We start from the raw sequence: 19206 nt of genomic DNA on the forward strand, positions 1-19206 counted from the left end.
CCTAGGGTGCGGTCCGCGGCCTAAGGCTTCGTCGGCCAGGCGCGGGCCAGGGCGATGCGGGCGGCGGGGGTGGGGTGGGTGCCCCACAGCAGGTGGAGGAGACGTGGCGGGTCGGGTTCGGCGACGTTCGCCAGGGTGAGGCGGCGCTGCATGGCGATGAAGGAGGCGGGGGCCGAGGTGAGGGCCAGGGCGTGCCGGTCCGCGCGGGTCTCGACACGGCGGCTGAGCGCCGCCCCGAAGGGACCGGCCACCGCGCCGCCGAGGGCGGCGGCCGCGGCGAGCAGCCAGGCGGAGCGCGGATCGGCGAAGCGCGGCACACCGGCCAGGTCCAGCAAGGGCTGCCACGTCACCAGTGCGGCCAGCACGCACACGCCCGCCGCCGAGCCCAGCGCGCCCAGCGCCGTGCCCCGCGGGACGTCGCGGTGCACCACGTGGCCCAGCTCGTGCGCGACGACGAGTTCGACCTCGCGTGGTTCCGCCGTGGTGAGCAGCGTGTCGTAGACGACGATCCGCCGTGTCCGGCCGAAGCCGGACACATAGGCGTTGAGCGCCGTGGTCCGCCGCGAGGCGTCGGCCACCAGGACGTCCCGTACGGCCACCCCGTCACGGGCGGCGAGCGCGAGCAGCGCGTCCCGCGGCGGGCCGGGCGCCATGGGCGTGAAGCGGTTGAAGACCGGCTCGAACACCAGCGGGGCCAGGAAGGACAGGACCACGGTCACCGCCGCGGCCCCGAGCGCGGCCCACGCCCACCAGCGGCGGGTGGTGCCGGCGAGCGCGTACACGCCGAACAGCGCCCCGGTCAGGAGCGGGAGGGAGATCGCCAGGCCGCGCGCCTGGTCCGCGGCCCACCCGGCCCAGCCCTGGGTGACCAGCCCGAAGCGGGCGCGCACCACCCGCCCGCGCGCCGCGAACGGCAGCCCGAGCAGCAGCGGCAGCACCGCGAGCGTGACCGCGGCGCCCACCACTCGTACCGCCCATCCGTTCCCGAACGCCCCCACCAGCCACGCGCCGCCGTGGGTCAGCCCGAGCGCGAGCAGCAGCGCCGGCGACGCCGCCCGCCCGCCGAGCGCGACCGGAACCGCAGCCCGCCGCAGCGCCCGGGCCCGCGCGACCTCCTCCGCCGTGAAATCCGCCGGGGAACCCTCCGCGGAACCTGCCGCGGAATCGTCCGCAGGGTCCGCCGCGCGGTCGTCGGCGGACGCGCCCGCCGAACCGTCCACCGGAACGCCCGCGGGACCCACCACCGAGCCCCCGGCCGAACCATCCGTGGAACCGCCCGCCGAGTCCGCCGCCGGAACGTCCGCCGCGTCCGCCCCGCCGTCCCCCTGGCCGTCCCCCCGGCCGTCCCCCCGGCCGGCCCCCTCGCCGTCCTCCCGTGTCATCCCAGCTCCTCGCGCACCTCGTCGCGCCACCGCGCGGTGAACTCCGTCAGCCCGACGCCAAGGGAGGCGCGCAGGCGGGCGTCGAGCGGGCCGCCGTGGGCGACCGACCGGTACAGGGCGGTGAGCGTGTCGGGCGACCACTTGTCCGCGATCATCCGGCAGGCGAGCCAGCCCTCCTCGTACGCCTGCGCCAGCCGCGGCGCGCCCGGGCGGAAGTCCGCCGCCGAGGGGAGGGCCGTCGGCAGCCGTCCGGCCGCCACGTCCGCGGCGAGTTCGGGCGCGATCTGCCGGGCGGTGCGGCCCGCGTTCCGGTACGCGACCCAGTCCGCGAAGCCCTCGGAGAGCCACAGCGGGGTGCCGCCGTTGGTGGCCAGGCGCGTGGCGACGTGGGCGGTCTCGTGGGTGAGCACGACCTGCCGGCCGAAGTCCGACAGCCCGGCGAAGGCGGAGGGGTTGAGGATCACCCGGTCCGCGGGCGCCCCGGCGTCCCGGCCCAGCTCGCCGGTCGTCACCGCCGCGATGCCCTGGTACGCCGACGGGTCCGCACCGGCCAGCGCCGCCATCTGGCCGAGCGTGGCGGGCGCCTCCACGACGACCTTGCCGGGCCAGCCGGTCCCCCAGGCGTGGGCGACGTCGGGCACGGCGCGGTCCGCGTCGGCCGCGTACTGCCGCAGCGTGGCCGGCGCGGACAGCCCGAGCACCAGGCTGTGCGCCCCGCGCACCACCCGTACCGGACCCTGGTCCCAGAGCTGGACGGCGGTGCGGTGGCCACTGGCGGCGCCGTCGCTGTCGCCCGCGACGTACCAGCGGCCGGAGCGCCGGGTCACGGTGAGGAACGCGGTGGAGACCACCGGCTGGGCGTCGTACCCGGTGAGGCGGTACCGCAGCCGCACCTCGGCGGCGGTCTGCCCGCTGCCGTCGGCTGCCGGGGGCAGCGGGAAGGCGCCGGTGCGGACCAGCGTGTACGACCAGGCCGCCAGCGGCACCTGGGCGAGGTCGGCGAACATCCGCCGCTGGGCGGCGAGGAACCGGCCGGCCCGCGGGTCGATCCCGGCGAGGAACGCGGCACGGTCGTGGTGCAGCACGGCCGCGGCCCGCTGGTCGAGGAGCCGCCGCACGGCGGTGTCGGTGCCGCTCGTGGCGGGCGGGTGCGCGGACCCCGGTGAACAGCCGCCGGCCAGGGCGGCGAGTACGGCGAGTACGGCCGCCCACACGCCCGCGGCGGCCCTGAAGCGTCGTACGCGCGCCGCGGCCATGCGCCCGATCGTACGGCCGCCGCCGCGGCCGCGGGGCGCGGGCGCCCGGGTACGCGGCCGGCGGCCCCCGAGAGCGGGCTCAGGGCCTGGTCACCGCCGTGACGGGCATCATGTCGACGGCGTCGTAGCGGACCCGGGCGCCCGGGTAGGGCGCGTGGATGACCCTGCCGCCGCCGACGTACATCGCGACATGGCTGGCGTCGCTGCGGTAGATGACGAGGTCGCCGGGGCGGACCTGGTCGAGCGGCACCCGGGTGCCGGCGTTCATCTGCTCCTGGGAGGTGCGCGGCAGGGCCACGCCGGCCTGGGCGTAGGCGTACTGCATGAGGCCGGAGCAGTCGAAGGCGTCGGGTCCCGCGGCGCCCCACACGTACGGCGCGCCGAGCATGCGTCGGGCGGCGGCGACGGCCAGGGCGGCGCGCCCGGAGGCGGCGGGCAGGGACGGGAAGGCGGCCGGCTGGGGGCGGCCGGCGCGGGAGGCGCGGCCGCCGGGCGTGCCCGCGGCGTACGCGGCGCGCTGCGCCGGGGGCAGCGCGGCCAGCAGGCGGCGGGCCTCGGCGAGGGCGCGCTGCACGGCGCGTTTGCGGTCCCGCAGGGCGGCGCCGGTCGCGCGCAGCTCGGCGAGCTTGGCGGCGGCCCGCGTACGCTGCTGGACCAGCAGCCGCTCGGATTCCTGGAGTTGGCGCAGCCGGTCGGCCTGCTCGGCGCTGATCCGGTCGAGGGTGGCGGCCCGGTCGAGGTACGTGCCGGGGTCGCCGGACAGCAGCAGGGTCACGGCCGGATCGATGCCGCCCTCCCGGTACTGGCCGGCCGCCACCTGGCCGAGCGCGTCGCGCAGTTCGTCGACCCGCTGCCGGGCCTGGGCCGCGCGGTCCTGAAGGGCGCTCAGCTCCTGGCGCAGCCGCCGGATGTGCTCCGCGGCCGCGTCGTACTTCTCGGTGGCCTGCTCGGCCTGCTGGTAGAGCAGGTCGAGCCGGTCGGCCGGGCCCGCCCGGTCCGCCGCGTCCGTCCTGGCCGGGTTGCCGTGGCCGCCGCCCGGGTCGGCGGACGCGAGGCCCGCGGCGGAGCCGGACAGCGCGGCGGTCGCGGCAGCCGCGGACAGCACGGTGACCCGGGTCGTACGGGCGGCCAGGCCCGGCGGGGAGACACGCTTATGGGATGCCACGGCAGCGAAGAGTAACCATACGGTCGCGCACAGTTCAACGGGCCGCCCAGCCGTACGGGTGAACGCCGCCGTCCCCGCGCAGGTCACACGCTCGCGCGCCGCGGTCCGGGCGACGGCCGCCGCGCGGTTCCGGGTACGGTCGCCGCCGCGCGACGGCGACCGGCGACCGGTGATCGGCGACCCGCGACCGGCGGCCGGCGACCGGCGGCCCGTGACCGGTCGGCGGAAAACGCCGCGGGCCGCCGGGAGTCGGGGACTCGGCGGCGGCCCGGGCGGGAAGGCCCGCGTGCTCAGCCTACGCGCACGCCGAACTCGAAGGTCATGTCGCTCATCGCCTCGTACCGCACGTTCGCGCCCGGCTTGGGGGCGTGCAGCACCATGCCGTTGCCCGCGTAGAGGCCGACGTGGTGGTAGTCGCCGAAGAAGATCACGAGGTCGCCGACCATGAGCTGGGATTCCGAGTAGATGCGGGTCCCGGCGTTGGCCTGCTCCTGGGAGGTGCGGGGTATGGAGACCCCGGCCTGGGCGTAGGCCCACGAGGTCAGGCCCGAGCAGTCGAAGGAGGTGGGGCCGGTGGCGCCGTAGACGTACGGGTAGCCGATCCGGGTCTGCGCCGCGTGGAAGGCGGCGGCGGCGAAGGAGCTGGCCGGCTTGGCGCTGCCGAGGTTGACGCGCTGGCTGGCGCGGCTGGCGGCGACCTGGTCCTGATGCTGGATCTCGGCGCGCTGGGCGGCGGTCAGCGAGTCCAGCACCTGCTTGGCCTGCGCGAGCTTGCTCTTGGCCTCGTTCTTGCGGGCGGCCAGGTCGCTGCGGGTCGCCTGGAGTTCGGCGAGCTTGGCCGTGGCCTCCGCGCGCTCCTGGTCCAGGGTGCGCTTGGCGTCCTGGAGTTGGGTGAGCTGGTCGGCCTGCAGCGAGGTGAGCTGGTCCATCGTCGTCGCCTGGTCCAGGTAACTGTCCGGGTTCGACGACAGGAAGAGCTGGAGCGAGGGGTCGATGCCGCCGCTGCGGTACTGGGAGGCGGCGATCGCGCCGAGTCCGTCCCGGAGTTGGTTCAGGTGCTGCTGCTGCCTTGCCACCTGGTCCTGCAGGCTTGAAGCCTGCTGCTGCAGGGTATGCAACTTCTCGTTGGCGGCGTCGTACTTCTCGGTGGCCTGCTCCGCCTGTGTGTAGAGCGCGTCCACCTTCGCCTTGGCGTCCTTCACGGACTGCTTGGCTGGGGCGGCGTGCGCGGCCTGAGCGGACAGGGCGACCGCGGCTGCGGCGGTCGCGGTCAGCACCGACACGCGAGTACGGCTTGCCGGCTTGGGACGACGGTGGGACGCCACGAAGGCGAGCTCCTTCTTCCTTCAGCCGCCTACCGGTTGGACTGGCGGGCGGCCTCCGAGCGCCACCCGGGTTGGATGATCACTGCGCGGAGGTTCGAGGCCCGACCTTAGTGACCTTCCTGTGATCGGTTCAAATCCTTGTAGGCAAAATCTCGACCGGATCGCACATTCTTTACACACGCCGTACCCACAACGGGCGGTCATCGCACTGCGAGTGAGGGGCGCGCGACAGTGAGTCGGGGGCGCGCGGGGACGACGTACGCGGGGAGTACGGGGCGGGTACGCGGGAAGTACGCGGGGCGCAGGCGCACCCCGCACCCGTGAGGCGCGTCTGACGGCGGTTCAGGCCGCCGCCGGGCCCGGCGGGCAGGCGGGCGGCCCGCGGGACCCACGCGTGCCCCGTAACGCCGCTCAGACCCGCGCGAGCCGCTTCAGCAGCAGCGTGGAGGCGACCGGCCGCGCGCCGGCCTTGGCCACTCCGTCGGCGACCTCGCGGTCCGCGGAGACGACCACGATCTGCCGGCCGGGCGGCTCGGCCCGTACCAGCCGCCGGATCAGCTCGTCGGCGGTCTCCCCCGCCTTGCTGAACAGCACCCGCACCCCGCGCGGCGGCGCCAGCAGCACCGGCATGTCCAGGTCGGCGCCGTCGAAGACGCACGTGACCTCGGCGCCGCTCTGCGCGGCCAGCGCGGCGAGCCCGCCGAGCAGCCGCAGCCGCTGCTTCTCCAGCGGCAGCGACGGGTAGCCGGTCTTGGTGACGTTGTAGCCGTCGACGACCAGGTGCGCCTGGGGCAGCGCGAGCAACTGGTCGAGCAGGGCGGGGTCGGTCTCGGACAGCGCCCGGGTGGCGATGTCGCGGGCGCTGAACGACCCGGGCGCGACGGCGTCCACGGTGTCGGCCGGCCGTACGCCCATCGTGTCCCGCGGCGGCAGGGCCAGTTCGCGGCGCAGACCGGATGCCGCGTCGAGCACGGTGTCCAGCAGCAGCCGCAGTCGTACGTCCTCCACGCTGCGGCCCTCGCGCACGGCCCGGCGGCCGGCCTCGACCGTCGACTCGGCCTCCGCGAGCCGGGTGCGCAGCCTGCGCGCCTCGCTCTCGGCCGCGGCGCGCTCCTGAGCGGCGGCGGCCCGCGTCTCGTCCAGTTCGGCCTGGAGTTTGCGCTGGGCGGCCTCGGCGCGCTTGACGTCGCTGAGCGCGGCGCGCAACTTGCGGTGCAGCGCGTCGCTCTCCTTGCGGACCGTGTCCAGCTCCGTGCGCGCCCTCGCCGCTTCCGTACGGGCCTGGTCGTGCAGTGCCTCGACCTCGGCACGCAGCTTGGCCAGCTCGCGCAGCGTCTCCTCGTCGGCCCGCTCGGCGTCGGCGCGCTCCGCCTCCTCGCCCGCGGTCGTGACCAGCTTCGCCCAGCCGGCCGGCCGCAGGAGGTACGCGGCGGCGGCCACGTCCAGCGGGTCGGCGGCGGGCGGCGGGGTGCCGGCGTCCAGCGCCCCGGTCAGTTCCGGTTGCGACTCGCGCAGCCGGGCGGCGACCTTCTGCCGGAAGGCGGCGTCCGACTCCAAAGCGGCGGCCAGGGCGTTGGCCGCGTACTTCACACGCCGTGAGGGAGTGAAGCGGGCATACGGGCGCAAGCCCACCGGGAGTTCCGGATAGGTGAAACCCCCGAAGGCGTCGGCGGCGATGGCGACCACCCGGTGCCGCACCCCTTCGGGCAGCGGCCGGTCGAGCGCGGGCTCGCCGGTCCCCGGGGCGGGCACGTGCTCGTCCGCCCGCTCCTCAGGGCGTGGATCGCCGCCGATACCGTCCACCACTCACTCCCGTCCGGTTCCTCGGCGCCCTCCCGGCCCCCTTCGATCCCGGCCGCCGTCTGCTGATTCCATTGTCCCCGTAATGGAGCCCGCTTCGAGACGTCTGCGCGGTCCCGTGTGGTCGTGGCTGCGTGAGCGGGCGGTGTGTCCCGGTCACCTTACGGCTTCGAAGGCGGCACGCGCTGCGGCGAGGCGACCTTTGTCCGTTACGGCCGTTCCGCCATGATCGGTCCATGGTCATCCCGGTGTACGACAAGAACCCGGCCCACCGGCCGCCGGCCGTCACCTACACGCTGATCGCCGTGTGCACCGTGGTGTTCCTGCTGGGACCGCTGTCCGGCTTCACCCCCTCGTACGGCACCGGGCAGCACCTGCGGTGCGCGCAGGCGGTCTACTTCGCGCGCTGGGGGGTGGTGCCCGCCGAGCTCTTCCACGGCCAGTTGCCGGTGACACGGCTCGACTTGCCTGCCGGGTGCCCTGTCCCCCACCCCTTCGGCAAGATGCCCTGGCTGTCCGTGCTCACCGCGATGTTCGTGCACGGGAGCTGGCTGCACCTGGTCGGCAACATGCTGTTCCTGCACGTCTTCGGCGACAACGTCGAGAACCGCATGGGCCGGCTGCGTTTCACCCTCTTCTACCTGGCGGCCGGCTGCCTGGCCACCTGCGGTTTCGCCCTCGCCCACACCGGCGGCACCCAGAGCCTGGTCGGCGCCTCCGGGGCGATCTCCGGCGCCCTGGGCGCCTACCTCTACCTCTGTCCCCGGGCCAGGGTCACCAGCGTCTTCCCCTTCCTCTTCTTCGTCCCCCTGCGGTTCCCGGCCTGGATGGTGCTCTGCTTCTGGTTCGCCCTGCAGTGGCTGGCCGCGCAGGCCCCCGGCGGCGCGGGGCCGAGCGTCGCCTACCTCGCCCACCTGGTCGGATTCACCTTCGGCTTCCTGTGCGCGTGGGCCTGCTACCGGCCGCGGCGTAAGGTGAGCGTCGTCATCACCCCGGCAGCCACTCAGGGAGACGCACAGCCGTGATCACCGCGATCGTCCTCATCAAGACGTCCGTCGACCGGATCCCCGAGATCGCGGAGGCGATCGCCGCGCTCCCGAACGTGTCCGAGGTCTACTCCGTGACCGGGTCCTACGACCTGATCGCGCTGGTCCGCGTGGGCCGCCACGACGACCTGGCCGACATCATCCCCGGCCGGATCAGCAAGATCCCCGGCGTCGAGGCCACCGACACCCACGTCGCCTTCCGCACGTACTCCCAGCACGACCTCGAAGCGGCCTTCTCCATCGGCCTGGACTCCTGAGCGCGCCAGGCGTCGGCCGCGCGGGGCGTCGGCCGGGTACGGGGCGCGTCACCGGCCGCCGGGGACCGGAACGCACCGCCCGTTCTCGACCCGGTACTCCCACCGCGCCCCCTCGCGTACGAGGGTCGTCACGGCCGTGAGGAAACGTTCCACGTGCTCCTCGGGGGTGCCCGCGCCGAAGCTGACCCGGACGGCGTTCAGCGAGCTCTCGCCGGGGACGGCGTCGGGGGCGCCGCACTCCCCCGGGTCCTCCCGCCCGGCCCCCAGGAGCAGCCGCAGCAGCGGGTGGGCGCAGAAGAGGCCGTCGCGCACGCCGATCCCGTACTCGGCGGACAGGGCGGCGGCGAAGTGGGAGCTGTTCCAGCCGTCGACGGTGAAGGACAGGACGCCCACGCGCGGGGCGTCCTCGCCGAAGAGGGACAGCACGCGGACCCCGGGGACCCGGGCGAGGCCCTCCCGCAGCCGGGCCAGCAGGGCCTGCTCGCGGGCGACGAGGGCGTCGAAGCCGGCCTCGCGCAGCGCCCTGCACGCGGAGGCGATGGCGTAGGCGCCGATCACGTTGGGCGAGCCCGCCTCGTGGCGGGCGGCCGTGGTGTGCCACCGCACGTCGACGCCGCCGTGGGGCGCGCGGGTGACGGTACGGGTGGCGCCGCCGCCCGCGAGGTAGGGGTCGGCCTCGCGCAGCCAGTCGGCGCGGCCGGCCAGGACGCCGCAGCCGAAGGGGGCGTAGAGCTTGTGGCCGGAGAAGGCCACCCAGTCGACGTCGAGGGCGGCGATGTCCAGGGGGTGGTGCGGGGCGAGTTGGGCGGCGTCCAGGACGACGCGGGCGCCGTGCCGGTGCGCCGCGGCGGCCAGTTCCCGTACCGGCCACAGCTCACCGGTCACGTTGGACGCCCCGGTGACGCACACCAGCTTGGGGCCCTTGGGGGCGCCGTGCAGCGCCACGTCGAGCGCGGCGACGGCCTGTTCCGGGGTGCGCGGGGCGTCCAGGTAGCGCACCCGGGCGTCCCTGGCCCGTGCCCAGGGCAGCAGGGAGGCGTGGTGCTCGGTCTCGAAGACGAAGACCCGGGTGCCGGCCGGGAGCGCGGCGGCCAGCAGGTTGAGGGAATCCGTCGTGGAACGGGTGAAGATCACCTGGTCGCCCTCGGTCCGCCCGCCGTCGCCCGCGGCCCGGCAGCCCAGGAAGTCCGCGACGGCCGCCCTGCTCTGCTCGAACAGGTCGGTGGACAGCTGCGAGAGGTACCCGGCGCCGCGGTGCACGCTGCCGTAGTAGGGCGCGTACGCGGCCACGTCGTCCCACACCCGCTGCAGGGCGGGGGCGCTGGCCGCGTAGTCGAGGGCTGCGTATCCGACCTCGCCGCCGGTCACCAGCGGCACGCGGACGTCCCGGCCGAGCACGGGCAGCGGCGGCGGGCAGGGCTCGGGGGACGAGGAAGCCGAGAAGGAGGCGGAGGCGGCACGGGGGGCGGCAACACTGGTCGCGGTCATGACAGAACTCCCGGGGAAGGGCAGGCGGATCCGGCGCCCGGCCCGCACCGGAACGGTCACGGCGCGGCCGGCGCGGGGGCCCGGCGGAGGACGAGCGAGAGGAAGGAATGAAAGAGAGGCGGAAGGAGGTACGGCGAGACCGGAGCCGGCGGCACCGGCGGAACACACAATCGGGGCCGGCCGGCCCTAACGCATTCGCTTGCGCATCGAAGAACTCCCCATGTCCGGCTTGCCGCGAGCCTCGCTGCTCACGGCCCGGTCATCACCCGGGGCACCCCGCCTCGGACGGAGGGTTGCCGGACAGCGGGCCGGGGCCTTCGCGCTGTCACTCGTGACCTGCCGGGAATTCTGCCACACGGCGGCGGGCGCGCAAGGCGCCGTCCGGAAAGTGGACAGCGCCCCGCGCCGGAAGGCCGCTCCTCGCGCCCGGCCCGGGCGAGCGGCCCGCCGCCCGCCCGTCAGGCGTTCGTCGCCTCGGCCCACCGCCGCAGGACCTCCGCCGCGGCGCCGGAGTCGATCGACTCGCCGGCCCGTACCAGACCGGCCGCGATCCGCTCCTCCAGGGGCGCCTCGGTGGGGTTCAGGGCGGCCAGCGCCGCGGCGGAGTTGAGCAGCACCGCGTCGCGTACGGGGCCGGTCTCGCCGGCCAGCAGGCGCCGGGCCACCTCGGCGTTGTGGGCCGCGTCGGCGCCCCGCAGCGCGGACACGGGGACGAGTTCCAGGCCGACGTCGCGCGGGTCGAAGACGCTGTGCTCGACCTTCCCGTCGCGGACCGCCCAGACCTGGGAGGTGGCGGTCGTGGTGAGCTCGTCCAGGCCGTCGTCGCCGCGGAAGACCAGGGCCGACGAGCCGCGCTCGGCCAGCACCCCGGCCAGGATCGGGGCCATCCGGGCGTCGGCGACCCCGGTGGCCTGGGCCCGTACCCGGGCCGGGTTGGTCAGCGGGCCGAGGAAGTTGAAGGTGGTGGCCACCCCCAACTCGGCGCGGGCGCGCGCCACATGGCGCAGCGCCGGGTGGAACCTGATCGCGAAGCAGAAGGTGATGCCGGCCTCCTCTGCCACCTCCGCCACGCGCTCCGGGGCGATCTCCAGGTTGACCCCGAGCTGCGACAGGACGTCGGAGGCGCCGCTGGCCGAGGACGCGGCGCGGTTGCCGTGCTTGACGACCTTCGCACCGGTGCCGGCCACCACGATCGCGGACATGGTGGAGATGTTGACGGTGCCGGAGCGGTCGCCACCGGTGCCGACGATGTCGACGCTCGGGCCGGGCACCTCGATCGTGCTGGCGTGCGCGTACATCGCCCGGACCATGCCGGTGACCTCGTCCACCGTCTCGCCCTTGGCCCGCAGCGCGACCGCGAACCCGGCGATCTGCACGTCGGTGGCCTCGCCGCGCATGATCTCGTCCATCGCCCAGGCGGTGTCGTCGGCGCTCAGGTCGCCGCCGGCCAGCAGGGTGCTCAGCACGTCGGGCCAGGACCGCGAGGTTGTGGGGACGCCTCCTGCGGGGTGCACAACGCTCATGGCTCACGCTCCAGGGACGGATTCCGCTCTGCGCACCGAAGCCTATCCGGGCGCGGGCATGCCGAAGGGCCCCGTCCAGCGCGTGGACGGGGCCCTTACGGGTGGCGACGCGGGCCCCTGCGGACCCGCCGGTGTCAGCGGTCGACCCGCCGGTGTCAGCGGTCAGTGGTGGCCGTGGCCGCTGGTGATCTCCTCGTACTCCTCGACGGTGGGCTTGGGGATGTTGGACCCCTCCCCGTAGAAGCCGCGGGACATCCTCGCCTGCAGCTTCGCCACCGGGCTCGCCTTGCGGGCCACGCCGTTCTCGTCGACCTCGGGGCCGAGGTCGATCGGCTTGGGCTGGGCATGCGCGGTGAGCACGTGCAGCTGCTGCTGCGAGAGCGGCTCGTGCACCTCGATGAACTCACCGTGCGGCAGCCGCTTGATGACACCGGTCTCCCGGCCGTGCAGCACCTTGTCCCGGTCGCGCCGCTGCAGCCCCAGACAGATCCGCTTGGTGATGTAGTACGCGGCGACCGGCAGCACGAAGAAGCCGATGCGGACGAACCAGGTGATCGTGTTGATCGACAGGTGGAAGTGGGTGGCGAAGATGTCGTTGCCGCCGCCGATCAGCAGCGTGAAGTACATCGTCAGCCAGGCCACGCCGAAGCCGGTGCGCACCGGGCGGTTGCGCGGCCGGTCCAGGATGTGGTGCTCCCGCTTGTCGCCGGTCACCCAGGACTCGATGAACGGGTAGACCGCGATGGCCAGCAGCACCAGCGGGAAGATCATCAGCGGGATGAACACGCCGAGCACCAGCGTGTGGCCCCACGCCCTGATCTCCCAGCCGGGCATCACGCGGATCAGGCCCTCGGAGAAGCCCATGTACCAGTCGGGCTGGGCGCCGGTGGACACCTGGTCCGGCCGGTAGGGGCCCATGTCCCAGATCGGGTTGATGGTGGCGACCGCGGCGATCGCCGAGATCACGCCGAAGACGATGAAGAAGAAGCCGCCCGCCTTGGCGGTGTAGACCGGCAGCAGCGGCGTGCCGACGACGTTCTTCTCCGTCTTGCCCGCACCCGGGAACTGGGTGTGCTTGTGGTAGAAGATCAGGATCAGGTGGAACGTCAGCAGCGCCGCCATGATGCCCGGGAACAGCAGGATGTGCACCGAGTAGAACCGCGGTACGAAGTCGTGTCCCGGGAACTGCCCGCCGAACAGGAAGAACGACAGGTACGTTCCGATGACCGGCGTGGCGAGGACCGCGCCTTCCATGAACCGGATACCGGTGCCGGACAGCAGGTCGTCGGGCAGCGAGTAGCCGGTGAAGCCCTCGAACATGCCGAGGAACAGCAGCGTCCAGCCGAACAGCCAGTTGATCTCGCGCGGCTTGCGGAACCCGCCGGTGAAGAAGACGCGCATCATGTGCACGATCATCGCGGCGATGAAGATCAGCGCCGACCAGTGGTGGATCTGCCGGATCAGCAGACCGCCGCGCACCTCGAAGCTGATGTGCAGCGTCGAGCTGTACGCGTCCGACATCCGCACGCCCTGCAGCGGCACGTACGGGCCGTGGTAGACGACCTCGTTCATGCTCGGGTGGAAGAACAGCGTCAGATACACACCGGTGAGGATGAGGATCGTGAAGCTGTAGAGCGCGACCTCGCCCAGCATGAAGGACCAGTGGTCCGGGAAGATCTTGCGCAGGTTCGACTTGGCCAGCTTGTACAGGCCGAGCCGGCCGTCGGTCCACTCCGCGATCCGCTCACCGGGGTTGGTCGGCCTGCGGCGGGTGGTGGTTTCTGTGGTGGTACTCATGGACGCTCCCAGTAGGCCGGTCCGACGGGGGCCTTGAAGTCGCTGAGGGCGACGAGATTGCCGTCCGCGTTGACGCCGATCGGAAGCTGCGGCAGCGGGTGGCCCGCGGGGCCGAAGATGACCCGCGCTCCGTCGGACAGGTCGAACGTCGACTGGTGGCAGGGGCACAGCACGTGGTGCGTCTGCTGCTCGTAGAGGCTGATCGGGCACCCGACGTGAGTGCAGATCTTGGAGAACACGACGATGCCGTCGTGGCCCCAGGACGCTTCCTTCTTGTCCTTGATGTCCTCCGGCTTGAGCCGGACGATCATCACCGCGGCCTTGGCGATCTGGTCCTGGAAGTCCTCGTCGCTCTCCTTGAGGCCGTCGGGCATGCCGAAGGTCAGGGAGCCGACGGCGACGTCCTCGGGCCGCAGCGGCTGGTTGGTGTTGCTGTTGATCAGCACCTTGCCCTTGGACCACAGGGTGTGCGCCAGCGAGTCGTGCGGCAGCGGGCCCAGGTCGCGCAGGATGACGATGCTGGACAGCGGGACCAGGCTGAGCGCGCCGAACATGGTGGTACGGATCAGCTTGCGCCGGCCGAAGCCGCTCTCCTTGGCGCCGGTGATCCACTGCTGGCGGACGTTCTCGCGCAGCTCGTCGTCGGCGTCGGCGCGGTGCCGCTCGTCGGTGATCTCCTCGTCCGACATCAGCGTGCGGGCCCAGTGGACCGAGCCGACGCCGATGCCCAGCAGCGCCACCGACAGGGTCAGGCCCAGCGAGAAGTTCAGCGCGCTGACGTGGCCGAACGGGAAGATGTAGACGATCTTGTCGATGTCGAAGATGACGAAGCACGCGATGAACGCGATGGTGCCGAGCATGGACAGGGTGAACAGCCCCGCCACCACGCGCTCGGAGTGCTTCGCGGCCCGCTCGTCGATGTCCTGACGGCGGTACTCGTGGGGCGGCAGCCCGGGGTTGGCGAACGGGTCGGACCTGACCGCCGGTTCGCCGCCGTGGGTGCCGTGCTCACCAGGCAGGTTCTGTGACACGTCGTTGTGGGATCCAGACTCGCTCATGACTTCTTGGCCTTAGTCGTCCGTGCGGCCATCCAGACGGCGACAGCGATCAGCGTGCCCAGGCCGAAGACCCAGGCGAACAGGCCCTCGGACACCGGGCCGAGGCTGCCCAGCGTGAAGCCGCCGGGGTTGCTGCTCTTGGCGCTGTCCACCTCTTGCAGGTAGGCGATGATGTCGGCCTTCGCGTCCTGCGGCATCGTCGTGTCCGGGAAGGACGGCATGTTCTGCGGGCCGGTCTGCATGGCCTCGTAGATGTACTTGGGGTCGACGCCCTTCAGGCTCGGCGCGAACTTGCCGTCGGTGAGCGCGCCGCCCTTGCCGACGAAGTTGTGGCACTGCGTGCAGTTGGTGCGGAACAGCTCACCGCCGTGCGCCATGTCCGCGCCGGTCGGGCTGTACTGGTCCTTCGTCGGGGTCGACGGCCCGGGGCCCAGGGAGGCGATGTACGCGGCGAGCTGGTCGATCTCGCCCTGGTTGTAGACGCGCTTCTTCTTCTGGACCTGCGGGCCCTGGTTCTGCTGGGCCGGCATGCGGCCGGTGCCGACCTGGAAGTCGACGGCTGCGGATCCGACACCGACCAGGCTCGGGCCGTCGGTGGAGCCCTGCCCGCTCATGCCGTGGCAACTGGCGCAGCCGACCGAGTACAGCTTCTTGCCCTCGGTGATCTGCAGAGACTGGGCCGAGTCGTCGGCCTGCGCCTTCGGCGCCGGCGCGAGCGCGGCGTACAGCCCCCCGGTGGCCGCGAGCGCGAGGAGTAGGACGACAAGCGCCGCCAGCGGATGGCGCCGTCGTGCGGAGAGCTTTTTCACGGATTACCCCGGTGTCAGGTATCTCTTGCGTCGATGCTTCTGTGAGTGGTGCCCGCGGACCGGACAGGTGCGACCGGGGCGCGGTGGCCTGCTACTTGATCAGGTAGATCGTGGCGAACAGGCCGATCCAGACGACATCGACGAAGTGCCAGTAGTAGGACACGACGATGGCGGCGGTGGCCTGCTGGTGGGTGAACCGCTTGGCCGCGTACGTTCGGCCCAGTACCAGCAGGAACGCGATCAGACCGCCCGTGACGTGCAACCCGTGGAACCCGGTCGTCAGGTAGAACACCGAGCCGTACGGGTCGGAGCTGAGCGAGATCCCGTCCTTCTTGACCAGGTTCGTGTACTCGAAGATCTGCCCGCCGATGAAGATCGCGCCCATGATGAAGGTCACGATGAACCAGGAGCGCAGCTTCTTCACGTCACCGCGTTCGGCCGCGAAGACGCCCATCTGGCAGGTGAACGAGGAGAGCACGAGGATCGTGGTGTTCGTCGCCGAGAACGGGACGTTCAGCGCGTGCGCGTGATCCTTCCAGAAGGCCTCACCCGTGACCGACCGGAGCGTGAAGTACATCGCGAAGAGGGCCGCGAAGAACATCAGCTCGGAACTCAGCCAGATGATGGTTCCGACGCTGGTGAGGTTCGGCCGGTTGACCGACGGGTGCGCGTGCCCGGTATCTACTGCTGTTGCTGTCGCCACGTCCGACATTATGTCGGTCCCTTATCCGGGCTTGATGCCGGGGGTCCCCTTCCCGGCCCGCTTCCCTCGAACGGACCAACCCTTCTGGGAAACCACCTGGCGGGAGTAGCATCCACGAGCAGCTTGAGAAAGCGTTCACGAGGGCGTGTACGAGGAGGAGCCAGGATGCAGGCGACCGCCACGGTGCTGGTCTACAGCGACGACGCGAACACCCGGGAACAGGTCCGGCTCGCGATCGGCCGCAGGCCCGCCGCAGACCTGCCACCGGTCGAGTACGTGGAGTGCGCGACGCTCCCCGCCGTCCTCACCGAACTGGAGCGGGGCGGCATCGACGCGATGGTGCTCGACGGCGAGGCCGCCCCGGCCGGCGGCATGGGCGTGTGCCGCCAGGCCAAGGACGAGATCTTCCGCTGTCCTCCGGCGCTGGTGCTGATCGCCCGCCCGCAGGACGCGTGGCTGGCCACCTGGAGCCGGGCCGACGCGGCGGCCTCCCACCCGATCGACCCGGTGGCCCTCAGCGACACGCTGGCGGTCCTGCTGCGGCGGCGGATCGGCGACAACGGCGGGAAGGCCCTGGCGACGCGCTGACCGGCCGCACGATCAAGGCCCCTGAGCGCAGCGGGTACGAGCGACCGGAGGCGAAGGGGCCCCGATTCAGGCAGCTTCCGGGCGCAGGCGGGCCGGGTCGGAGGGCGGGTGGTCCTCCGTGATCCTGGTCGGGGGCTGGTCGGTGCCGCTGCCGGGGGTGGGGAGTTTCGGCGTGACGCCGCCCCCGCCGCCGGTAAGGGCGCTGCCCTTGCGCCACTGGTCCCAGCTGAGGTTCCAGTCGCCGAAGCCGTTGTCGAACGGGCTCATCGTGGCGCCGTCGCTGTTGATCACCTGGACGATGTCGCCGCGCCGCACGTGGTCGAAGAACCACTCGGCGTTCTCCGTGCTCATGCCCGTGCAGCCGTGGCTGACGTTGGCGTAGCCCTGGGACCCCTCGGACCAGGGGGCGGCGTGCACGTACTCACCGCTCCACGTCACCCTGGTGGCCCAGTACACCGGCAGGTCGTAGAAGTCGGATATGCCGACGGTCGAGCTCTTCATCTGGACGAACTGCGCCTTCTCCAGCACCACCTTGATGCCGTTGCGGGTGTCGTAGCCCGGCTTGCCGGTGGTTATCGGGAAGGTCTTGAGGACTTTGCCGTCGTCCTTGAAGGTCATCTCGTGGGACCCGGCGTCGGTGATCGCCTCGATCCGGTCCCCGGTGTGCAGGGTGAGGGGTTTGTCGCTGCCGCCGTACAGGCTGTTCCCGACCCGCACGCCCTGCAGGCTGGAAGTGACGGTGATGGTGGCGTGGGTGGGCCAGTAGACCCGGGGGCGGTAGTGCAGGGTGCGGTCGTCGACCCAGTACCAGGAGCCCTGGGCGGCCTGCGGGACGCTGCTGACGTGGAGGCTGGACTCCACCGCCGCGCGTCCGGCCGGGTCCTTCACGGGGACGCTCAGCGTGGCGGTGACGGGCTGGCCCACGCCGTACGTCCCGGCCTCGGGGCCGAAGGTGACGTGCAGCCCGGCGCCGGCGGGGGTGGTGTCGAAGGTGGCCACCTTGCGGCCGGGGTGGCCGTCGGAGTCCTCGGTGCTCACCCGGACCGTGTAGTGCGCGCCCGCCGCCAGTGCGGCCGTGGAGTGCCATTTCCGCCCGTCGGCACTCAGCTCGCCGCGTATGTAGCGGCCGTTCGAGTCGGTCGCGGTGACGTCGGTGATCCTGGACCCGTCCTCGGCCGACACCCGCAGCGGCTTGTTCGGGTCGGCCTTGCCGCCGCCCGCGGTCCCGTACGCCACGGCCACGTGGGCGTCGTACGGCGAGTCGGCCAGCGGGTTTCCGTCGTTGCACGCGCTGAGCCCCGCCGCGAGGGATGCCAGCAGCAGCGCGCAGCGCAGCACCGTCAGCCGGCGGGGCCTGTGACCTATGGATGAGTGGCTCATGCGATCACGCTAGGAACGGCGGACCGCTTCCGCGCGGCGGGCGCGTACGAACGAGCGAAGGCGCCGCGCGCGGTGGGCCGAACGGGTGAGGGGCGGGCGCCGGACCGCGCTCGGTCCTGCGCCCGCCCCTCGACGGCGCGGTGATGTCCCTGCCGGGCGTCCCTACTGGGTGCGGTTCTCGCCGTGGTAGTACTCGAAGACCCAGCCCCACACGCCGACCAGGATCACCGGCAGCGAGAAGAACAGCAGCCACCAGCCGAAGATGATGCCGAGGAAGGCAAGCGAGCCGCCCGCCCCCAGCAGCAGCGGCTGCCAGCTGTGCGGGCTGAAGAAGCCCAGTTCCCCGGCGTCGTCGGCGATGTCCGCGTCCTCGCGGTCCTGGGCGCCGGTGTCGGCCCGCCTGGCGGTGAACGACAGGTAGAAGCCGATCATGGTGCACAGGCAGAAGGCCAGCAGGAGTCCGGTGCTGCCCACCGCCTCCTTGGACCAGAAGCCGTAGACGGCGGCCGTGGCCAGCATGAACAGGCCGATGCCGAAGAACATCTTGCCCTGGACCTTCACGACCGGCCCTCCTTGTCGTCGGCGCCGGTCAGCGAGGCCGTGGCGGCACCGGTCGTGGCCAGGGCGTCCAACGCGGCGATCTCGGGGTGGTGCAGGTCGAACGCCGGCGATTCGGAGCGGATGCGCGGCAGCGTGAGGAAGTTGTGCCGCGGCGGCGGGCACGAGGTCGCCCACTCCAGCGAGCGGCCGTAGCCCCACGGGTCGTCCACCTCGACCTTCTTGCCGTACTTCGCCGTCTTCCACACGTTGTAGAGGAACGGCAGGATCGACAGGCCGAGCAGGAAGGAGCTGATGGTCGACACGGTGTTGAGAGTGGTGAAGCCGTCGGCGGCCAGGTAGTCGGCGTAGCGGCGGGGCATGCCCTCGACGCCGAGCCAGTGCTGGACCAGGAACGTGCCGTGGAAGCCGATGAACAGCGTCCAGAAGGTGATCTTGCCCAGCCGCTCGTCGAGCATCTTGCCGGTCATCTTCGGCCACCAGAAGTGGAAGCCGGAGAACATCGCGAACACCACGGTGCCGAACACCACGTAGTGGAAGTGCGCCACCACGAAGTAGGAGTCCGAGACGTGGAAGTCCAGCGGCGGCGCCGCGAGGATGACACCGGTCAGACCACCGAAGGTGAAGGTGATCAGGAAGCCGACGGCCCACAGCATCGGGGTCTCGAAACTGAGCGAGCCCTTCCACATGGTGCCGATCCAGTTGAAGAACTTCACACCGGTCGGTACCGCGATCAGGAAGGTCATGAAGGAGAAGAACGGCAGCAGGACCCCGCCGGTGACGTACATGTGGTGCGCCCAGACCGTGACCGACAGGCCGGCGATCGCGATGGTCGCGCCGACCAGCCCGATGTAGCCGAACATCGGCTTGCGGGCGAAGACCGGGATGACCTCGGAGATGATGCCGAAGAACGGCAGGGCGATGATGTACACCTCGGGATGGCCGAAGAACCAGAAGAGGTGCTGCCACAGCAGTGCTCCGCCGTTGGCCGCGTCGAAGACGTGTGCCCCGAACTTGCGGTCCGCCTCCAGGCACAGCAGGGCGGCGGCCAGCACCGGGAAGGCCAGCAGC

The 19206-nt window shown here is 72.3% G+C and carries 17 protein-coding genes and 1 riboswitch; of the genes, 3 read left to right on the top strand and 14 right to left on the bottom strand.

Annotated elements, in window-relative coordinates:
• Positions 1 to 20: 20 nt before the first annotated feature.
• The 5 genes from K7G61_RS20810 to K7G61_RS20830 all read right to left on the bottom strand — a co-directional run bounded on the left by K7G61_RS20810 (position 21) and on the right by K7G61_RS20830 (position 6880).
• A complete protein-coding gene (locus tag K7G61_RS20810) occupies positions 21 to 1382 on the bottom strand; it encodes a M48 family metalloprotease (protein WP_225848414.1) in 1362 nt (453 codons plus the stop codon).
• The gene (locus K7G61_RS20815) at positions 1379 to 2638 is read right to left on the bottom strand and encodes a hypothetical protein (protein ID WP_225848415.1); all 1260 of its coding nucleotides are present in this window, start codon (positions 2636 to 2638) and stop codon (positions 1379 to 1381) included. Before K7G61_RS20815 ends, K7G61_RS20810 begins: the two co-directional genes overlap by 4 nt.
• 79 nt (positions 2639 to 2717) lie before the next feature.
• Entirely contained in the window at positions 2718 to 3803 is a 1086-nt protein-coding gene (locus K7G61_RS20820; protein WP_225848416.1) for a C40 family peptidase, read from the bottom strand.
• A gap of 290 nt (positions 3804 to 4093) precedes the next feature.
• Complete coding sequence (locus K7G61_RS20825; RefSeq protein WP_225848417.1) at positions 4094 to 5128, bottom strand: C40 family peptidase; 1035 nt, start codon at positions 5126 to 5128, stop codon at positions 4094 to 4096.
• A 411-nt stretch (positions 5129 to 5539) separates the two neighbouring features.
• On the bottom strand, positions 5540 to 6880 hold the full coding sequence (locus K7G61_RS20830) for an NYN domain-containing protein (RefSeq protein ID WP_225848445.1): 1341 nt from the start codon (positions 6878 to 6880) through the stop codon (positions 5540 to 5542).
• Between the two features lie 284 nt (positions 6881 to 7164).
• Between K7G61_RS20830 and K7G61_RS20835 the strand changes: the two genes are divergently transcribed.
• Positions 7165 to 7953 (top strand): rhomboid family intramembrane serine protease, encoded by a 789-nt coding sequence (locus K7G61_RS20835; protein ID WP_225848418.1) that lies wholly within the window; start codon positions 7165 to 7167, stop codon positions 7951 to 7953.
• Entirely contained in the window at positions 7950 to 8231 is a 282-nt protein-coding gene (locus K7G61_RS20840) for an Lrp/AsnC family transcriptional regulator (protein ID WP_225848419.1), read from the top strand. The genes K7G61_RS20835 and K7G61_RS20840 overlap by 4 nt, the downstream gene beginning before the upstream one ends.
• Positions 8232 to 8279: 48 nt before the next feature.
• Here the strand turns inward: K7G61_RS20840 and K7G61_RS20845 are convergent, their stop codons facing one another.
• From K7G61_RS20845 to K7G61_RS20870, 6 genes are all read right to left on the bottom strand, one after another.
• Positions 8280 to 9719, bottom strand: coding sequence for an aminotransferase class V-fold PLP-dependent enzyme (locus tag K7G61_RS20845; protein WP_225848420.1), 1440 nt, complete (start codon positions 9717 to 9719; stop codon positions 8280 to 8282).
• A 220-nt stretch (positions 9720 to 9939) separates the two neighbouring features.
• A riboswitch (SAM riboswitch) is annotated at positions 9940 to 10056 on the bottom strand.
• A gap of 121 nt (positions 10057 to 10177) precedes the next feature.
• Positions 10178 to 11242 carry an anthranilate phosphoribosyltransferase gene (gene trpD, locus K7G61_RS20850; RefSeq protein WP_225848421.1) on the bottom strand — a complete coding sequence of 355 codons (1065 nt, stop codon included), beginning with the start codon at positions 11240 to 11242 and terminating at the stop codon, positions 10178 to 10180.
• A 162-nt stretch (positions 11243 to 11404) separates the two neighbouring features.
• The gene (locus K7G61_RS20855; RefSeq protein WP_225848422.1) at positions 11405 to 13039 is read right to left on the bottom strand and encodes a ubiquinol-cytochrome c reductase cytochrome b subunit; all 1635 of its coding nucleotides are present in this window, start codon (positions 13037 to 13039) and stop codon (positions 11405 to 11407) included.
• Positions 13036 to 14097 carry a ubiquinol-cytochrome c reductase iron-sulfur subunit gene (locus tag K7G61_RS20860; protein WP_225848423.1) on the bottom strand — a complete coding sequence of 354 codons (1062 nt, stop codon included), beginning with the start codon at positions 14095 to 14097 and terminating at the stop codon, positions 13036 to 13038. The genes K7G61_RS20855 and K7G61_RS20860 overlap by 4 nt, the downstream gene beginning before the upstream one ends.
• Complete coding sequence (locus tag K7G61_RS20865) at positions 14094 to 14906, bottom strand: c-type cytochrome (protein ID WP_225848424.1); 813 nt, start codon at positions 14904 to 14906, stop codon at positions 14094 to 14096. Before K7G61_RS20865 ends, K7G61_RS20860 begins: the two co-directional genes overlap by 4 nt.
• Positions 14907 to 14997: 91 nt before the next feature.
• Positions 14998 to 15618 (bottom strand): heme-copper oxidase subunit III, encoded by a 621-nt coding sequence (locus K7G61_RS20870; protein WP_225848425.1) that lies wholly within the window; start codon positions 15616 to 15618, stop codon positions 14998 to 15000.
• A gap of 156 nt (positions 15619 to 15774) precedes the next feature.
• Here K7G61_RS20870 and K7G61_RS20875 point away from each other — a divergent pair, with 156 nt between their 5' ends.
• Positions 15775 to 16197 (top strand): hypothetical protein, encoded by a 423-nt coding sequence (locus K7G61_RS20875; protein ID WP_225848426.1) that lies wholly within the window; start codon positions 15775 to 15777, stop codon positions 16195 to 16197.
• A 66-nt stretch (positions 16198 to 16263) separates the two neighbouring features.
• Here the strand turns inward: K7G61_RS20875 and K7G61_RS20880 are convergent, their stop codons facing one another.
• The 3 genes from K7G61_RS20880 to K7G61_RS20890 form a co-directional block, all read right to left on the bottom strand.
• Positions 16264 to 17562, bottom strand: coding sequence for an Ig-like domain-containing protein (locus tag K7G61_RS20880; protein ID WP_374204191.1), 1299 nt, complete (start codon positions 17560 to 17562; stop codon positions 16264 to 16266).
• Between the two features lie 177 nt (positions 17563 to 17739).
• Positions 17740 to 18138, bottom strand: coding sequence for a cytochrome c oxidase subunit 4 (locus K7G61_RS20885; RefSeq protein ID WP_225848428.1), 399 nt, complete (start codon positions 18136 to 18138; stop codon positions 17740 to 17742).
• The coding region (locus tag K7G61_RS20890; RefSeq protein ID WP_225848429.1) for a cbb3-type cytochrome c oxidase subunit I at positions 18135 to 19206 on the bottom strand (1072 nt) is incomplete at its 5' end. The genes K7G61_RS20885 and K7G61_RS20890, both read right to left, overlap by 4 nt.

It is taken from the genome of Streptomyces sp. HPF1205 (assembly GCF_020400825.1).
Lineage (GTDB): Bacteria > Actinomycetota > Actinomycetes > Streptomycetales > Streptomycetaceae > Actinacidiphila.